The sequence below is a fragment of the Streptomyces sp. NBC_01142 genome (assembly GCF_026341125.1).
In the GTDB taxonomy this organism is placed as follows: Bacteria; Actinomycetota; Actinomycetes; order Streptomycetales; family Streptomycetaceae; genus Streptomyces.
The window spans coordinates 3,503,661-3,519,984 of sequence record NZ_JAPEOR010000001.1; the positions used below are offsets into that span (position 1 = coordinate 3,503,661).

Annotated in this window: 15 protein-coding genes; 11 read left to right on the plus strand and 4 right to left on the minus strand. The window is 68.7% G+C overall.

Translation table 11 applies throughout. The features are described from left to right. Nucleotides 1-222 precede the first annotated feature (222 nt). Nucleotides 223-858: a DUF4241 domain-containing protein gene (locus tag OG883_RS15715; protein ID WP_266540500.1), complete on the plus strand. Its 636-nt coding sequence runs from the start codon at nucleotides 223-225 to the stop codon at nucleotides 856-858. Between the two features lie 732 nt (nucleotides 859-1,590). Here OG883_RS15715 and OG883_RS15720 read toward each other — a convergent pair. Next, a complete protein-coding gene (locus OG883_RS15720) occupies nucleotides 1,591-2,268 on the minus strand; it encodes a serine hydrolase (protein ID WP_266540501.1) in 678 nt (225 codons plus the stop codon). Nucleotides 2,269-3,402: 1,134 nt separating this feature from the next. On the opposite strand from OG883_RS15720, the gene OG883_RS46770 reads away from it, so the two are divergent. Both OG883_RS46770 and OG883_RS15730 read left to right on the plus strand, forming a co-directional pair. Next, a complete protein-coding gene (locus tag OG883_RS46770) occupies nucleotides 3,403-3,549 on the plus strand; it encodes a sigma factor-like helix-turn-helix DNA-binding protein (RefSeq protein ID WP_323180908.1) in 147 nt (48 codons plus the stop codon). Nucleotides 3,550-3,924: 375 nt separating this feature from the next. Then, the gene (locus OG883_RS15730) at nucleotides 3,925-4,494 is read left to right on the plus strand and encodes a GNAT family N-acetyltransferase (protein ID WP_266540502.1); all 570 of its coding nucleotides are present in this window, start codon (nucleotides 3,925-3,927) and stop codon (nucleotides 4,492-4,494) included. A gap of 149 nt (nucleotides 4,495-4,643) precedes the next feature. Here OG883_RS15730 and OG883_RS15735 read toward each other — a convergent pair whose 3' ends face one another. After that, a complete protein-coding gene (locus tag OG883_RS15735) occupies nucleotides 4,644-4,877 on the minus strand; it encodes a hypothetical protein (protein WP_266540504.1) in 234 nt (77 codons plus the stop codon). A gap of 63 nt (nucleotides 4,878-4,940) precedes the next feature. Between OG883_RS15735 and OG883_RS15740 the strand changes: the two genes are divergently transcribed. Continuing rightward, the gene (locus OG883_RS15740) at nucleotides 4,941-5,576 is read left to right on the plus strand and encodes a TIGR03086 family metal-binding protein (RefSeq protein WP_266540506.1); all 636 of its coding nucleotides are present in this window, start codon (nucleotides 4,941-4,943) and stop codon (nucleotides 5,574-5,576) included. A 247-nt stretch (nucleotides 5,577-5,823) separates the two neighbouring features. Then, nucleotides 5,824-6,366 carry a DoxX family protein gene (locus OG883_RS15745; protein WP_266540508.1) on the plus strand — a complete coding sequence of 181 codons (543 nt, stop codon included), beginning with the start codon at nucleotides 5,824-5,826 and terminating at the stop codon, nucleotides 6,364-6,366. A gap of 245 nt (nucleotides 6,367-6,611) precedes the next feature. Here the strand turns inward: OG883_RS15745 and OG883_RS15750 are convergent, their stop codons facing one another. Continuing rightward, on the minus strand, nucleotides 6,612-7,592 hold the full coding sequence (locus tag OG883_RS15750; RefSeq protein ID WP_266540510.1) for an alpha/beta fold hydrolase: 981 nt from the start codon (nucleotides 7,590-7,592) through the stop codon (nucleotides 6,612-6,614). A gap of 292 nt (nucleotides 7,593-7,884) precedes the next feature. Between OG883_RS15750 and OG883_RS15755 the strand changes: the two genes are divergently transcribed. The 3 genes from OG883_RS15755 to OG883_RS15765 all read left to right on the plus strand — a co-directional run bounded on the left by OG883_RS15755 (nucleotide 7,885) and on the right by OG883_RS15765 (nucleotide 9,980). Further along, on the plus strand, nucleotides 7,885-8,514 hold the full coding sequence (locus tag OG883_RS15755) for a chloramphenicol phosphotransferase CPT family protein (protein WP_266540512.1): 630 nt from the start codon (nucleotides 7,885-7,887) through the stop codon (nucleotides 8,512-8,514). 660 nt (nucleotides 8,515-9,174) lie between these two features. Next, nucleotides 9,175-9,348 carry a hypothetical protein gene (locus OG883_RS15760; RefSeq protein ID WP_266540514.1) on the plus strand — a complete coding sequence of 58 codons (174 nt, stop codon included), beginning with the start codon at nucleotides 9,175-9,177 and terminating at the stop codon, nucleotides 9,346-9,348. 173 nt (nucleotides 9,349-9,521) lie between these two features. Continuing rightward, a complete protein-coding gene (locus OG883_RS15765; protein WP_266541580.1) occupies nucleotides 9,522-9,980 on the plus strand; it encodes a hypothetical protein in 459 nt (152 codons plus the stop codon). 159 nt (nucleotides 9,981-10,139) lie between these two features. Here OG883_RS15765 and OG883_RS15770 read toward each other — a convergent pair whose 3' ends face one another. Beyond that, nucleotides 10,140-10,958, minus strand: coding sequence for an alpha/beta fold hydrolase (locus OG883_RS15770; protein ID WP_266540516.1), 819 nt, complete (start codon nucleotides 10,956-10,958; stop codon nucleotides 10,140-10,142). A gap of 1,318 nt (nucleotides 10,959-12,276) precedes the next feature. On the opposite strand from OG883_RS15770, the gene OG883_RS15780 reads away from it, so the two are divergent. From OG883_RS15780 to OG883_RS15790, 3 genes are all read left to right on the plus strand, one after another. Further along, complete coding sequence (locus tag OG883_RS15780; protein WP_266540517.1) at nucleotides 12,277-12,528, plus strand: hypothetical protein; 252 nt, start codon at nucleotides 12,277-12,279, stop codon at nucleotides 12,526-12,528. A 379-nt stretch (nucleotides 12,529-12,907) separates the two neighbouring features. Then, complete coding sequence (locus OG883_RS15785) at nucleotides 12,908-13,261, plus strand: hypothetical protein (RefSeq protein WP_266540519.1); 354 nt, start codon at nucleotides 12,908-12,910, stop codon at nucleotides 13,259-13,261. A 23-nt stretch (nucleotides 13,262-13,284) separates the two neighbouring features. Continuing rightward, complete coding sequence (locus tag OG883_RS15790) at nucleotides 13,285-15,612, plus strand: caspase family protein (RefSeq protein ID WP_266541583.1); 2,328 nt, start codon at nucleotides 13,285-13,287, stop codon at nucleotides 15,610-15,612. Nucleotides 15,613-16,324: the final 712 nt, after the last annotated feature.

Genomic DNA, 16,324 nt, shown 5'->3' on the forward strand with positions numbered 1-16,324 from the left:
GTGCCGTCGTTCAGTATTGGGGCAAGGAGCGGGGCTGCTGAACGGCCGCGGGGCTGCATCCGGATCGGTGAACGCGTAGGTGGGCCGGTGGCCGCCGCCGAAGATCACGTACTGCGTCTCGGTCCGCTCGGTGTCGAACCGTCGATCCGGTCCGCTTCGAGGGGCGGGGAGGGCAGTTGGCCCATACGGCCGGTCCTGTCAGACCCCTTATCCTCGGCGACCGTGAGTGAATACTTCGCGGCCAGCCCCGCACTGCGCCCCGGTCCGGGGTACGCCGCCGGGCGGCCCGTCACCTTGACCGTCCACAGGATCGGCAATGTGTCCGTGCCCAGCGGCGCGCTCGGACTCGGCGACCCTGGCTACCCCGCCCCGGACTCGCTGCTCAAAGTCCCCGTCGACCCCGGGAAGTACGCGGTGGTGGTCACTCGGTTCGACACCGCCCGCAACAACGGCACACCGTGGACGGTCAACGCCACACTGAGCGTCGTCCTGGCGGACCTCCCCGAGCAGCGGCGGGGTCCGCTGCCCACCGACGACCCGTCGGCGAAACCATCCGAGATGGACGTCGTCGGCGTGGACGGGGGAGTGGTCGCGGCCATCGACTGGAGTGCCTACGCGCTGCTCTGCGAGCAGGACGAGGAGCAGCTCGAGTCGTTCTTCCTGGACGACATGGCCTCGCGGCCCACCCCCTGGAACGCCCCGCTGCCCGGCCGCACCGAGAACGTCGTGGCTGATCAGTCCGGCTACGGCGACGGCGGCTATCCGGCGTACGGTGGCTTCGCGGACGACGGCCGACTGGTCGCGGTGCACATCGACTTCAGCAACGCGGCGTTGACCCCCGACCGGTACCGGGACTGACGTCCTCGCCGGCCGGGCAAGGAGCGGTCCAGGTCACGGCTGGACGCCGGTCCCTGGATCAATCCGAGCGGGCGGATCGCCGATCCCCGTGCGATCGGCAGTACCACAGGCATGGAGCTCTTCACGGACAGCGGCATGGCACAGGTCTGAGGCCCGGTCTGCAATCCGACCGGATTCCGGTTCCGAGCACGCGCGCGCACTGAGACGGTGGCCGCTCCGCCCTGCGGCCCCGCGGCCCCGCGGCCCCGCGGCCCCGCGGCCCCGCGGCCCCGCGCGGCTTGGTCCGGCTTGCCACTTCCCGGCCGATGCCCCTGCAGATGGACTACGACGGCGGCTTCCTCAGGTAGCCGACGGCGCCGAGTCGTCGTTGTCGTGGCCGGCCGCGACGGTGGCTTGCAGGCGGTCTCGGACGGCCTGGAGCAGAGGGCCTGGGGCAGCGACTGGGCGCGCGAGCACGGTAGAGCCACAGGGCGTCGGCGCCCTGGCAGAGGAACGAAGCGCCCTTCAGGCGATTGCGTTGACACGGCCATCGTCGTCAGGCCCTGATGTGCGGCTTCCAGAGGTGGGGGTTCCACCACCTGCGTACGGATTGCCCAGCACCTCGAGCGCGACCGCACGCATCTGCCGTCGGCCGCGCCTCCAGCCCCTACGACCGTTGCGGCTCGCTCACCAGGCCCTCCTTCTCCGCTTCTCCGAAAGAGGAGGTGCGGCCTCGGGCCGGCGGGGCAGAGGTCAGCGGATGATCGGGGTCACAGGAGAGGGAGTACTGCACAGGGCATGTACGGCTGAGTGTGCTGCCTGCTCCACGGCGGAGATGCCGTGGGACATGCTCCGGCTGCCGTGGGAGAGGATCACGAGGTAGAACGTTCTCCCGTGTGCTGTGACCCGCCCCATGCTGTTGATTGCCCAGCGTTGGGACTGGCTGCGCTGCAGCCAGCCGTTCTTGAGTTGCGAACGGCTGCCTTCCGCGGACACCCCCCAGTCCTGGTCGGCGTCGATCTGGCCCATGAGGGTCTGGATCACGTCGCGTGAGGCTCGATTCAGCGGTGAATGGTCGCCGAACACGGCTGACAGCAGGGTCAGTTGGTCTGCCGCGGTGGTCCGGGTGAGGCCCCAGTGGGGGCCCGGTCCCGCTTGGGTGGAGGTCAACCCCAGGGTCCTGTTGGCGTCATTGAGTCCTTGGCCGCCGCCGATACGCCGCCACAGGGCACCGGCGGAGTCGTTGTCGCTGCTCTGGATCATCGAGGCGGCGGTCGATGCCTCCCACTGGGTGAGCGGTCGTCTCTCGCGCTGGGCATGCAGCAGAAGGGCGGCCAGAATGTCCACCTTCGCCAGGCTCGCCGTGATGTGCGCCTGCGAGCCGGACACCGCTCGGCGACCGTTCCTGGGCTCCAGAACAGCGACCGACACCTGCGTACCGCTCCGTGTTCGGATCGGTTCGAGGGAACGGGCGAGCGCACTGTTCACATCCGCTGGGGCCGGCACCCGCGTGCCGAGGCTGCCGTGCGGCGCCTTGGTCGGCTTCGTGTTCCCCGCCGTCAGAGATGCCTGGCTCTGAGCCGGGGGGTGTCCACCCTGGTCGCCGACTCCGTTCTGACCGGCTGCGAAGCAGCCCGTGAGCAGCATGCCCGCAGCTGAGCATGCCAGTGCCCGCTGTATCCGCCCCCGGCCGACGAGGGCCTTGTCGTGTCCGCCCGCATCGGGCGGGACAGGCTCCTGCCCCATCCCTTGGGGCGAACAGGCAGTACCAATCGGATCCATCGGGAACCTCACTCGCACAAGTGGGCGGCAAACAGAACGGAAGATGTGTCCTTAGTCTTTTCCGTCGGGAGGCGCGCCGCATCCCGACGCGGTTTCCTCCCAAAGGCGCAACGCGCTCACCTCGCACAGCCACCTGACGGCCCCTCGGGACAAAACGAAGGCCCTCTTTCCCTGCCCGCTCCGCACCTGCACCGCGCCGCTGCGTCGCGCAACGTCGTCCCCGGTACTGGTGCCGCGGCCTTTCCGCGTCACCCTTCCCGGTGAGCGCCTCGCGGCGTTTGGGGGTGAGTTCGATGGCGATTGCTGCGCGTTCGCGTGGTGTCAGTCGCGGTTGCACCGGCTGCTGGGGAGTGCGGAAGAGGTGTCTGGGGGCGGTCGGATCCGTGGTCGGCCGGTCTTGACTTCCGTTCGGCGCGGAGCTGAGGGACCTGCATGAAGGGACACGCTCGGTGCGGTCGCGCGGTTCGGTCCGGGGACCGTGCTGCGTTCGACGGGATATTCGATGCGCATGCGCGGGTGGTGTACGCGCTGCCGTCCGAGTGACCGGGAACTGGGCTGCGGCCGAGGACGTGGTGTCGTTGACGTTCCTGGAGGTCTGGAGGCCTGGAGGCTTGGCGGCTGCCGGAGAAGCTGCACACCGAGGTAGTGAGCGTGCGGGCCTGAGACCATGCCCGACTTCGCCGACGAGGTGGTCGGCCGGATCACCGACACCGAAGAGCTGAAGGCAGCAGCCCGCGCGCTGGGCAAGCTCCGCCGCAGCGAGCGTGAGGTGTTCACCTGTGCGTGTGGAACGGGCTGGGCTACGCGGCAACCGCTGAGGTGCTCGGGATACCGGTGGGCACCGTCCGCTCCCGCCTGTCCCCGCGTCCGCGGACGGCTGCGCAGACTCGCCGAAGCCGAGCTCGGCCACGGCCACAGCAGGAATCGTGAGGAACCGCCTGCCGGCAACGGACACATACCAGGCGGCCGCACCGTTGCGGCCCGTTCATCGAAGAGTACCAGCCCGAGCGGCGCGAGCGGGCCGAGCTCGAGGAACTGGCCCGGCTGCTGCCGGCCCCGGCCGATCCCGACCTCGCCCCGGACCGCCACCGCGTGGTGACGCCGGGGATGCGAGCAGCGGCCCGGTACAGGGCGGTGCTGGTCTCGGGCGGGGCAGCCGTGTCCCGCAGGAGGTCTCCGATGGTGACGAAGGCCTCCTGATCCGGGCGAGTGGGAGGGCCGGACGGTCCACACACCCTGAGGAGGCTTGGACATCGCCGATATCTGATTTGCGGTGATCCGCTTTGCCGGGAAACGATTGCGGTCATGGAGCGCCCGAAACAGATCATCGACTGCGGAGACTTCGCCCTGCGGCGCTGGCAGGCGGAGAGCGACTTCGATCCCCTGTTCCGGATGATCGAAGAATCGCTCGACCATCTCCGTCCCTGGATGCCATGGGTCGCCCGCCACAGCCCGGAGCGCATCCGCAACTTCCTCGCCCGCTGCGACCCGAAGTGGCAGAGCGGCGATGCGTACAACTACGCGATCACCGCGAACGGCACACTCGCCGGCAGCTGCTCGATGTACCGGGTCGGCGATCCACAGGGCCGAGGCGCGGGGTACTGGCTGCATCCCGCCGCCACGGGTCAGGGCATCGCGACCCGGGCGACGGCAGTCCTGGCAGCCGAAGCATTCGCCCTGCCAAACGTGGAGTACCTGGAAATCGCGCACGACCTGGCCAACACCTCCAGCGGCGCCGTACCGCGGCGCTTGGGCTTCTCTGAAGTCCGCCGCGAACAGGTAACGACGCCCCCGGCACCCTCTGACAGCGGGATCGACGTGGTCTGGCGGTTGAACCGCCCCACATCGCCCCTCCACGACACTCTCGGCCCCTGACCAACTGCCCGAGCGACGTAGGCACAACGCTGTGCATGCATCGGACCATGTTCGCGATCCCCAGCGTGCTCGCTCCCACCGTCCACGCCTCCACCGCCCGGGCTGTCGCCGCCACGGATCGCACCGGCTGCCACGCCCTCCTCGCGGAATCAGACTGGAGCGAGGCCGAACACGCGGGTCCCGGCAAGTCTTGCCAGGCCCGGCAGAGCGCGGGTTCGCGCATCCTGCGGGTCCTGGCCGCTGGGCCGTGGCGAGATCGAAATGTCCGGCCTTACGACGGGATCGGCGGTCGCCTCAGCAGAGGCTGCCACCTCGGCCACGGTCACCCGCCCGCGCGTCTGCAGGAACAGCAGCAGCGTCGTCACCGGACGATCAGCTCGCACGCCGATCATTCTCTTTCAGGAACTGGCCAGAAGATGGCCTATTTGACTTCCAGGATGGGAGTCATGACCGAAACCGCGAACGTTGCCGAGACGGTGACTGCCATCACCGCCGCAACCGCAACCGCAACCGCAACCGCCCCCGGCGCCGACCCCCGGCCAGGCCTCGCGAAGGCCGTCGCTCTGGCCGGCCGTACTCTCGCCGCCGTGAGTGCCGATCAGTTTGACGGACCGACGCCCTGCACCGAGTACACGGTCCGGCGGATGTCCAACCATCTCGTCGCCATCCTGCGCAGGGTTGCTGTGATCGGGCGCGGCGGTGATCCCCTGAGCGTCCCGGCCATCGCCGACGGCGACTGGTCGAAGGCGTGGGACGCCGCCGCCCGCGAGGTCGAGGCCGTGTGGTCTGAGCCCACGATCCTGAGCCGGCCGCTGCGGCTGCCGTTCGGCACCCTGCCGGGTGCGGCCGCCGCCGTTGTCTACACCACTGAGTTCACCCTCCACACCTGGGACTTGGCCGCAGCTACCGGCCAGCGCCCCTCATGGGACCCCGCGGTGCTGGCGGTCTCCCTCGCGGCCATGCGGCGCGCCGTGCCTGCCGAACCACGCGGCGGCCAGGTGCCGTTCGCCGCTGTTGTGGACGTCGATGCGAATGCGCCGGACATCGACCGGCTCGTGGCGTGGTACGGCCGACAGCCGTAAGCCGGAAGACGCGGTGATGGCGCCGACGCGTCGGCGGGGCCGGTGCATGTGGTGCCAGAGCGCGTAGCCGTGCAGGACCGACCGGGCGCTCGGCGAGATCGGTGCTGTCCTGGTCACTGCTCCTCTGCCGGGCATGGCGGTGCCCAGTTCGACGCCGAGTAGCTGCTGGGGCAACTGGCCGGATCACCGACTACCGTCGAAAGGGGCTTGAAACCTCAAACCATCTGACTGTTCAGGGGTTGCGATCATGACTTCCACCTCCAGGACGCCCACTCCACCCGCTACCGCCCGCGACGCCCCCTCCCCAGGCGCCTACGATGTCGGGCTTTTGCTGCTGCGCCTCGCGGTCGGCCTGACGATGGCCGGACACGGCGCGCAGAAGCTGTTCGGCTGGTTCGACGGTCCAGGCATCCACGGCACCGGACAGTTCTTCGAGCTGAGCGGCTATCCGCACGGCGACGCCATGGCCCTCTTGGCCGGTCTCAGCGAGACCCTCGGAGGCCTCGGTCTGGTCCTCGGCCTGCTCACACCACTGGCCGGCGCCGCGATCGTGGGAACCATGATCAACGTCATCGCTGTGAAGTGGGGCGGCGGCTTCTTCGGCCCCCGGGGCATCGAGTTCGAATTGCTGCTCATGGTCTCCGCTGCGACCCTCACCCTCACCGGCCCCGGTCGCTACGCCCTCGACCACTTCATCCCGGTGCTGCGCGCGCACCGGCTGGTCTACGGCGCCCTCGCGATTGTGCTGGCAGCGGTGGCGGCCGCCGTCGTCCTCCTTATCCGCGGCTGATCCGCGCCTCATCCGTGGCCGGCAGTGGGCAGACCTGACCACAGTCACTGGTTACGGACGGACAGCAACCGGACACCCCGTGGGGCGTGGGTCACCGAGCGCGCGGGTGGCGTGCAGGGCGCCGGTCCCTGTACACCCCGTATGGGTGGGAGCTGCAGTTCGCCACCCATCACCTCGGCCACTTCGCCCTGCACCAAGCGCGCTGACGCGTGGAGCCCGGACACGTATCCGGGCTCCCAGGAGCTTCAGGCAGGCAGGGAGGCGAGCCAGTCGGTCAGGAGCCGGTTGATCTCGGCGGGACGTTCTTGCTGGATCCAGTGGCCGCAGCCGTCGAGTACGTGGGGGGAGACCAGGCCGGGCAGCGTGGTGGGGTATGCCTTGATCGCGTCGGCCATCCAGCTGGTGGAGGCGTCCAGGCTGCCGCCGATGAACAGGGACGGCTGGGTGATGGGGGCGCCGTCGAAGTCGGCGAGGTCCTCCCAGTCCCGGTCCATGTTCCGGTAGCGGTTGAGCGGGCCGCTCATGCCGGTCCGCTCGAACTCCCCGGCATAGACATCGAGGTCGTGCTCGCTCAGCCAGGCGGGCAACAGGCCTGCGGGGAACCGGGCGCGCAGCGTCCCGCCTCGGCCGACGAAGTGGGGGTCGGGTGCGCCGGGTGCGGGCATGGTGTCGGCGGACAGGGCGGCATAGAAGCCCGCGAGCCAGCCGCGCACGTCGGGCTCGATCTCGGCCTCGGCGCGATCGGGCTCCTGGAAGTAGGAAACGTAGAACTCTTCGTCTCCGCCCATCTGCGCGAAGACCTCGCTGGGCCGCGGTCCGCCGCGCGGGGTGTAGGGAACGCTGAGCAGCCCCACCGCGCGAAAGACGTCCGGCCTGACCAGGGCGGAGTTGGCGGCGATGGCCGACCCCCAGTCATGGCCGACGATGACCGCGGACTGTTCGCCCAGGGCATGCACCACCGCCGCGTTGTCCTCCACCAGCTCGAGCATCCGGTACGAGTCCGTGTCGCCGGGCTTGGAGGAGCGGCCGTAGCCGCGGACATCGATGGCGACTGCGTGGTACCCGGCGGCGGCCAAGACTGGCAGCTGATGGCGCCACGAGTACCAGGACTCCGGGAAGCCGTGCACGAGCAGCACCAGGGGCCCGGTGCCCTGCTCCACCAGATGGATCCGGCCTGCGGGCGAGGAGACCAGCCGGTGAGTGACGTCCGTGGCCTGCTGCGACATGAATCCTCCGTAAGGGCTCTTGATCTGCAATGCCGCATGATCGGTGCACCGATCATGCGGGGAACGGAGCGGTTGTTCCGAGTCTTATTGCCGTTTCAGCAAAATGGCACCGGGGGTCACAGCTCACGCCCTCCGACGTTCCTCACCTGCCCCGGAGCGCGGCCGGACGAGCGCCTCCCGTTCTCCCGGTGTGAGCGGAAGAGCGGCCGGTGCCGGGCAGCCGGCTGTCGTGCCTCTCGCTGCACGGCGGCCATGATGATCACGCCTCATGGTCAACAGCGAAGGAGCCAAGATGCCCGGAGTCGGTGGCAAGGTGCCCGAGTCGGCCGAGTCCGGCGCCGGCTCTGCCATATCTCAGAGCGGCCGGATCATCTTCTTGAACGGGACATCCAGCTCCGGGAAGTCGAGTATCGCGAAGGAACTTCTTCAGGTTCTCGACGAGCCGTACTTCCACATGCCCGTGGACGCCTTCCACGCCATGCGGTCTCAGCGTGAGGCCGCCCCTGACGAGCTGCGCGATGTTCTTCGGCGGACCTGGATGGGCTTTCACCGCGCGGTCGCCGGTATGGCTGCGGCCGGGAACAACGTGGTGGTGGATCACGTGCTGAGCGAGCAGTGGCGTCTGCTGGACTGCCTCGGGCTGTTCGCTGCCAGGGATGTTGTTCTGGTCGGCGTGCGCTGTTCGCTCCTGGAAGTGGAACGCCGCGAGCGGGAGCGTGGCGATCGCCCGGTAGGCCTGGCGGCTCGTCAGTTGGAACAGGTTCACGCCCACGGGCTGTACGACATCGAGTGCGATACGACCACGGCCGACGCCGTGGACTGTGCTCAGCAGATCAGGGACTGTCTGCCACGGCGACCAACTCCGACCGCGTTCGAACAGCTCAGGGCCGAGCTGCGACCCGATCTGTCGGCCGCCGGTTGATGCGCTTGCCCCGCTGTCACGCCAGCACGACGCGCTTGCTCAGCAGGGGGAAGCCTGTGCGGCCGAACATCTGGCGCTTGAGCATCTTGATCCGTGACGTGCCCTTCGACCAAGCCTGAGCTCCAGGCTCGGCAGGTCGTCTCCTCGGACCGTGCGGGAAGACGGTGGCCTGGGACCGGCCGGCCGGCCGACCGCGGCGAGAGGTGCGTTCGGGGCAGATGCGGGCGCGCGCAGGCCTCCGTGCTGCCCTGGTGGACACAAGGGGTGATCTCCTCCCAGAGAGTCCCAGCGTTGGTGCAGCCCTCGGCCAGGCGGTTGTTCAGACAGAGCTTGAGCCCATCGAGTTTGCCGGGGCGGTTTTGCCGTTGCCCCTGGAACAGATCCTCTGCGGTGGCCACGTCGCGTTTCGCTTCACCGTCCGGTGGGTCATGTCGAGCCGGCGGGCGACCGCATGTCGGCTGTGGCCGGCTTCCCTGAGCGCGTGGACTGCCCGCTTGAGCGTCTTGACCCGGCTCGCATGGCTGACTCGTCCCACCCGCACACCGAACCCCGGAACAGCATGAACTCTGGCCCGGCTGCCACGCGTATCCGGCAAGGACGACGGTTTCCGCCCAGGGGGGAGGGGTAGGCGAGTCACTGAGCTTCTACGGAAGGACCGACATGAGTGCCGGAGAGAAGGCCAAGGCCAAGGCCGAGCAAGTGGTCGGGAAGGCCGTGAGGAAGGCCGCCCACGCCGTCGGCAAGGAGACCACCGCCGCCAAGGGTGCCGCGCTGGAAGCCCGGGGCAAGGCCCGTGACACCAAGGAGAAGTCGAAGGACGTCTTCAGGCGCTGACCACGTCAGACATGGGCGGGGCCTGGCGCACGTCGTGCAGGGCAGCACCGCCGCGCTGCCCTGCACGCTTGCCCACGTCGCCGACAAGCCCATTGGGTCCACCGAGACATCGGTTGCATGATCCATCTTCCGGGAGCAACGTGCGGCCGCCAAAGCGCGTCTTCCTGGGCGTGATCGAACTTCACGACCTCCCCAGCCCTGACGACGACGAAGAGACCGTGCTGCCTGGCCCGCTGTGGCGCCACGCCTTGTGGGTGGCGGGCATCACCATCCTTGGGGTGGGCCTGGGTTGGGCCAGCGCCTTGTTCCGTATCGGCCCCGAAGAATACGGACTGCCGTCCGCCGCTCCGGGTGCAGTCTGGCCGTATCTGGTCGCCTGGACCGCGATCGGCCTGGCAGTGGCAGCCGCACTACGGGCTGCCGCCGCCAGGGTGCCGGTCTACGCCCCGGGGCAGATCGCAGTCGTGCTCACGGCCCTGGGCACCCGGCTCTCCCTGGGCTGGCGGCCGGAGGCACCCGTGCTGGGTGCGTTGGCCGCGGCCGCACTGACGGCGGCGGCCATATGGTGCGCCCTTGCGCTGCGCTCCGACTCCCGTGACAACCGCGGCCGGGGCATTACACCTGGCGCATGAGGGGGCGGAAGCCGACGACCCGGGGGATCAGGGCGAGGAGGTCGATTGACTCGGCTTCCAGCCCTACGAGCGGCTGAGCGAGCAGGCGTCGCAGCAGCTGCTGTGGCCGGTGGCCGGACCCGGGAGCGGGGTGGTGTGAGGCGGTGGGCCGCTTCGTGCTCAGCCGGTGAGGGCACGCAGGAGGGGGCGCAGGGCCTCGGCGAACGCGGCCGGGTGGGTGAGGTAGGGCACGTGCCGACCCGGGAGTTCGAGGAGTTCGGTGTGCATCTGAGTGGCGAGCCACTGCGATTCCTCGTACCCGTGGTGGTAGACCGCATTCGGGTCGCGGTTCTCGGCGCCCGCCGTGACGATGCGCGGAACCTTCACACGGGAAAGCTCCTCAGGCGTGGGCAGGTACTCGATGAAGGCCCCAAGCTCCATGCTGAGGAACACCTCCGCGTTGGACAACATCCGTTCACGGACCTGAGGTTCGACGGCGGCCAGACCTTCCTCGCCCCAGGACCAGCGGAGCAGAGCTTCCAGCGCACCCGCCAGCCCACCCGTCGTCAAGCCCTCCTCGAACAAGGCACCCATCAGTTTGCCCACCTCATCGGCCTCGGAACTGACCGAGACGAACGGCGGCTCATGGAAGACAGCGGCGCGCACCACATCGGGGTGACGCAGCACGAGGTTGGTCAGGATGACTGCACCGCCGCTCGCACCGAACACCACGGCCGGGGCGAGACCGAGCCCGCGCAGCAGCCCCGCGGCGTCATCGGCCTGCTCATCGACGGACGTCGAGATCCAGCTCTCGGGACGCGGACTGCGTGAGTTGCCCCGCCGGTCGTAGGACACCATCGTGAACTCGTCCGCGAGTGCCTCGGCCGTGCCCGTCCACAGCGCGGAGTCGCCCGTGACTCCCGAAATGCACAGCACCGCAGGACCGCGGCCACGCTGCTCGTAGTAGACAGTGGCGTCGCCGATGTCGATGGTGCTCATAACGGACGTCTCCCGGAGTTCGCCCCCGCCTTCAGGGCCATTCTGCCTTGCGGCGACATTGCCCGGCCGGAGGCGGGGGCTGAGAGAGGAAGCCGCTGAGCAGCAGCTCGGACTGTCTGCGCAGCCCGGGGCTGCCTCGCACCCTCGGCCGCGTTCCCCAGGCGCTTCCGACCCCGGGGCAGTGGGCGAGGATCGCCCACCCCCCCATCCGCTCCGACCGGAGCGTCGACGCTCATGTGAAGGCCGGCCTGACGACCTCCGTCCACCCGCCCGGATCACGGGTAACGAGGGGGGAAGCGCCGGAACCGGGGACCGGTGACCCCATTGCAGGGCCCGACGAAGAAGGCGATGGTGCTAGCCGTTCGGCGTACGTGCGGACTCGAAAAGCGGACAGCGGCGGCAAGCGGTGAGGAGCTGCCCGAAGCCGCGGCCGTCGGCGTCGTGCTTGTCCCCTTCAGATCGCATGACGTGCCCCAAGGTGATGCTCCGCACCTGCGGTGCGGTGGTTCAGGGCCGGGGGGCGGTGCGAAGCCGGGCCAGGGTGCGGCGGCCGCGTTCGACGAGCTCCGGGTCGCCGTGCGTGATGCCGTTCTGGATCCCGAAGACGGCATCCAGAACGGAGTCGACGGCCAGGCGCTCCTCTTCCGCCGGGGTCAGCTCTCTGCCGTAGCCGTGGCGAGAGCAAGTACGGCACGCCGTCCGGGATCCCTGCCGCCTCGAGCCACGGTTCCGGATCGCGAGGAGCGCCCTGCAGGAACCGGGAAAGTTCATCCAGCAGCGGCAGCTCTCTGCTCGTGTAGTGCACTGACCACGCGTCCCTCGTGAGCACCGTCCGACCGTAGATGGTCAGTGACCACTCCACGCGGCAGAGTTCCACAGGTGAGCGCTCTTCTCATGTTCTTACCCGTTGCCGACCGTTCAGGGACGGCCTATTGCCCGCCTGATCGACGAACGGACCGGTTCGGGACCGTCGGGCCGTTGTCAGTACCCTGCGTCACGATGAAGCTCATGAGCGACCAGCCCTTCCCCCGCGCCCGACAGATCTCCGGCTTGGACGTGCACCGGCGGCGTCGGCTGGCGTCCGCTCCTCGCCCAGCGCCATCACAAGATCGGGTCGTTGTCCGAGAGCGCCGCCCCCCTCATGCTGATGCCGCTATTCGGTATCACCGAGCAGACCGCTATGCGTTACGGCCCAGTACTCCCGAAGCTACGGCGAAGTGGCAAGTAGCCGAGAGTGATGCTCTGGTGCTGGTTCCCGTGGGTGGGTTTGGTGCCGGTAGCGTGCCACCGACTACGTGATGCGAAGAGCGGGGCTCCGGTGGCGAAGCGGTGGGTCCGGTACGTGATGCCGGTGATGGTCGAGGTCGACTGCGACGACGACAAGGTGACCGGGATGGTCACCCTGCCGGAGGAGGTCCGCGAGGTCCGCGACGACATGGGGCACTTCCTCATCTACGACGAGAAGTTCGTCCGGCGGGACAGCGACGGGCAGCCCCAGGTGCACGCGTTCTGTGTGTTGGGGGGGAACCACGCTGGGAGCACCCGCAGTTCCGCGTTGGCGGTCCGGTGAACTGGCTGGAGACCTCGGCGTGGGAAGAAGGCCTCGACCTGACCGAGGCAGACGACCGGTACGCGGAGATCAACCCGTATGAGCTGCGTGAGCGGTAACTGGACGTGGTTTCGTACGCGAAGCCCGATGCGGGGCTCGGTCAGCGGCGGGTGACGCTGAAGCCCGCGTCGTGGAGGGCGTCGGTCCACACGTCGCGGTCGAACCACCTGCCGCCGTCGGGCAGCAGCGTGCGGGGTCATTTTTCCGATGTACCGCGCGATGCCCCGTGGTTCCTGGCGAACGCCATGACCCCACCTTTTCAACAGAGTTCGGGTCAAGGGCCGACAGCGACGCCATACTGATCACACATCAGATGTTGTGCGAGGGACGGATGCCTGCCATGTGGGTGCTGGTTGAGTGCGACGACCCGGCCGAAGGACTTGCGGAGCTGTCCGACTGGTTCGGTCAGGAGCCCGAGTTCAGGGGTTTGGTCAGTGGGAACACCACGCCGAGGCCGGGCGAACTCGGGGCGATGACCGATGCGCTGGTCGTCGCTGTGGGCAGTGGTGGGGTGTTGACCGTGCTGGCCGCGTCACTCAAAGCGTTCCTGGCTCTGCCACGCCGCTCCGATGTGCGGATCAAGGTCACCGGCAGGCCGGATGGACGCACGGTGGAACTCGACGCCAAGCGCGTGAGCGACGTCGAGACGCTGCTGCGAGAGGCTCTCGGGCAGGACGAACGAGCGAGCGAGTGATCGATCCCGCCCGTTCGAGGATCGTGTTGGTCGGGACCCCCTACTACCAGGACCCGGCGCTGGAGAACAGACCGGTCATCGCCAACAACATCACCGATCTGGTTGAGGTACTCACCGACGAGAAGCTCGGCGGCTTCAGCCCCTTCCACTGCTTGCCGGTTCCCGCGGCGGCCAGTGTGGCGCAGGTCGGCAACGCGCTGGTGCGTGCGGCTGAAGAGGCGGAGGACCTGCTGCTGTTCTACTACAGCGGACACGGGCAGCTCGGCCCACGGCGCAGGGAACTGTATCTGAGCCTGGCCGAGACCCGGCACGACCAGCTGGCATTCACCGCGGTGCCGTTCGAGGCGGTACGCGAGGCGTGTCTGCAAAGCAGGGCTACCAGCCGGGTGGTGATCCTTGACTGCTGCTACAGCGGGCGGGTGTTCGGAGACACGCTTGCAGGCGATGACGAGGCGGTGCTCGGCGAGATCGAGGTCTCCGGTGCCTATACTCTGACCTCGGCCCCGGCGAATCGAGCGGCGTTGGCACTGGACGGGGAGCGGCACACCGCGTTCACCGGGCGGATGCTGGCCATGCTGAGGGCCGGCAGTCCGGCGGCCGGGACGATGATCAGTCTCGGAGACATCTACCGACACCTGCACACCACGCTGCGCGCCGAGGGCTTGCCGTTGCCGCAGCGCTGCGGCGTAAACAACGCCGATCTGCTCGGGCTGGTCCGCAACGTCCAGTCTGGCCATGCGCCGGGCGACGCACCGGCGACGCCCGGCACCGCAGAACCGGAATGTGTTGCCAGCACAGACATGACCCAGCGCCTGACACACGCCGAGCGCATCGCCCACACGATCGGTGATGGACTGTGGAGGACACGGGCGCTGACACGGGTGGCGTTGGCAGCGGCGAACACCTTCGACTCCGAGCGCTTGGGACGCCTGATCGACCAGGCGGAGCAGGCCGCGATCACGGCCAGTCGGACTACGGCGGAGGCGCTGACCGCCGTGGTTACCGCAGTGGCCGCCCTCGACCCCGGTCGGGCCGAACGCATCGCCCACACAGCAGCCAACACGGTCGCCAATGGCGACGCTCTGACTGCTCTGTCCAAAATGGTGGCCGTCAGTGATCCGGACCGAGCCGAGCACATCGTCGGCAGTATCACCAGCACATACCACAAGTGGCGAGCGCTGAGCGCCATAGCCGCGGCCATGGCCCCCAACGATCCCGACCGGGCCGAACGTATTGCCAACACCATCACTGACACGGGCTCCAGGTGGGTAGCGCTCAGCGCCGTGGCGAGGGCGGTGGCCGCCAGCAATCCCGACCGGGCCGAGCACATCGCCAACACCATCACTGACACGGGCTCCAGGTGGGTAGCGCTCGACGCCGTGGCGAGGACGGTGGCCGCCAGCAATCCCGACCGAGCCGAGCACATCGCCAACACCATCACCAACAAGTACCTCAGGTTGAAGGCGCTGAGCGCCATAGCCGCGGCCATGGCCCCCGACAATCCCGACCGGGCCGAACGTATTGCCAACACCATCACCCACACGGGCTACAGACGGTCGGCGCTCAGCGCCGTGGCGGTGGCCGCCAGGGACCCAGAGCGAGCCGAGCACATCGCCAACGAGATGGCCCGCAAATGCAACAGGTGGTCTGCGAGGTTCTTCGCGGAGACCACTCTGGCCACAGCGCTCAGAGAGGTGGCCGCGGTGGTGGCTGCCGATGACCCTGACCGGGCCGAACGCATCGCCAACACCATCACCCACAGGCGCACCAGCGAAGGCGTGCTGGCCGTGGTGGCGAGGGCTGTGGCTGCCGATGACCCTGACCGGGCCGAACGCATCGCCAACACCATCACCCACAAGCACACACAAACGACGGTGCTGATCGCCGTGGCCTCAGCGGCGGCCAAGGGGGATCCCGAACATGCCACCAGCCTGATCGGCCAGGCGGAACAGACCGCCAGCATGGTCAAACTTCACGCCAGGACGGAGGCACTGACCGCCGTCGCTACCGCGGCGGCCGCCTTCGACCCCGGCCGGGCCGAGCGCATCGCCCGCGCGATATCCAACAAGCCCACGAAGGAGAGCGTGCTGACCGCCGTAGCCGAGGCGGTGGCTGCCGACGACCCCGACCGGGCCGAACGCATCGCCAACACCATCAGCGACGAGTATTTCCGTGTGAGGGCCCTGGCCAGTATCGCCAAGGCAGTGGCCGTTGCCGATCCCGACCGCGCCCGGCGCATCGCCCACCGGGTCCCTGGCCAGGCCCAGGCTCAGATCCTGCACTCGGTCGTACATGTGCTGGCAGGCCAGACAATGGTGACGCCCTTCACCACCCCGCGCGTCCGGGAATGAACCAACCCCCTTGTCATCGACCACCGCCTTGCGCCACTCATCGCGCACCACCCCGGAAAGCGGGATCTTCTCCGCCTCGTCGAAGTACGCACCCTCCTTGGCGATGGGCTGGTCCAGGTACCGCTTGATCAGGTCGATCGCGTCCATCACCGGCCGGTAGGCCGTGTTGTTGCACTTCAGCTCCAACGCGCCCAGCAGCGGCGAGAGCATCCGGCGCCAGTGGTTGGAGTACGACGAGCGCAACACCGTGCGCACCCTCGCGCGGTAGCGAGCCTTGTTCGCCGCGGCCTCCGCCGCCAGGGCCTTCAGCGTGGACTCCCCGGCCACCGGATAGATCACCTTGCGGACGGTGCCGCCCGGCTCGGCGACCGCTGCCTCCGCGAGCCGCAGCAGGACGCCCTCCTTGCCGCGGACCCGCTTGAGCTCCTTGGTGCACTCGTTCTCGACCTTCTTCGCCGCCCGGGTGTTGATCTTCTGCACCAGCCGGATGAACAGCTCGACCAGGGAGTCGGCGATCTCCGTCTCCCGCACATGGCACAGCGTCGACAGCAGCGTGTACCGCACCGGACCGGCGGCCACCCGCAGGTCCGAGGGGTACTCCTTCGCCGCCCGCGCCCGCCATGCGGCCACCAGCTTCTCCGAGACATCCGCGAACAGCTCCGGCGGCAACTCCAGCCCGCGTACCCGCTGGAGCTTGTTCACCTCCGCCAGC

What these genes read in the sequence shown, in the direction of transcription:
- OG883_RS15730 (WP_266540502.1), top strand. Translation starts at nt 3,925, where the DNA reads ATGGAGCGCCCGAAACAGATCATCGACTGCGGAGACTTCGCCCTGCGG.
- OG883_RS15740 (WP_266540506.1), top strand. Translation starts at nt 4,941, where the DNA reads ATGACCGAAACCGCGAACGTTGCCGAGACGGTGACTGCCATCACCGCC.
- OG883_RS15745 (WP_266540508.1), top strand. Translation starts at nt 5,824, where the DNA reads ATGACTTCCACCTCCAGGACGCCCACTCCACCCGCTACCGCCCGCGAC.
- OG883_RS15750 (WP_266540510.1), bottom strand. Translation starts at nt 7,592, where the DNA reads ATGTCGCAGCAGGCCACGGACGTCACTCACCGGCTGGTCTCCTCGCCC.
- OG883_RS15755 (WP_266540512.1), top strand. Translation starts at nt 7,885, where the DNA reads ATGCCCGGAGTCGGTGGCAAGGTGCCCGAGTCGGCCGAGTCCGGCGCC.
- OG883_RS15760 (WP_266540514.1), top strand. Translation starts at nt 9,175, where the DNA reads ATGAGTGCCGGAGAGAAGGCCAAGGCCAAGGCCGAGCAAGTGGTCGGG.
- OG883_RS15770 (WP_266540516.1), bottom strand. Translation starts at nt 10,958, where the DNA reads ATGAGCACCATCGACATCGGCGACGCCACTGTCTACTACGAGCAGCGT.
- OG883_RS15785 (WP_266540519.1), top strand. Translation starts at nt 12,908, where the DNA reads ATGTGGGTGCTGGTTGAGTGCGACGACCCGGCCGAAGGACTTGCGGAG.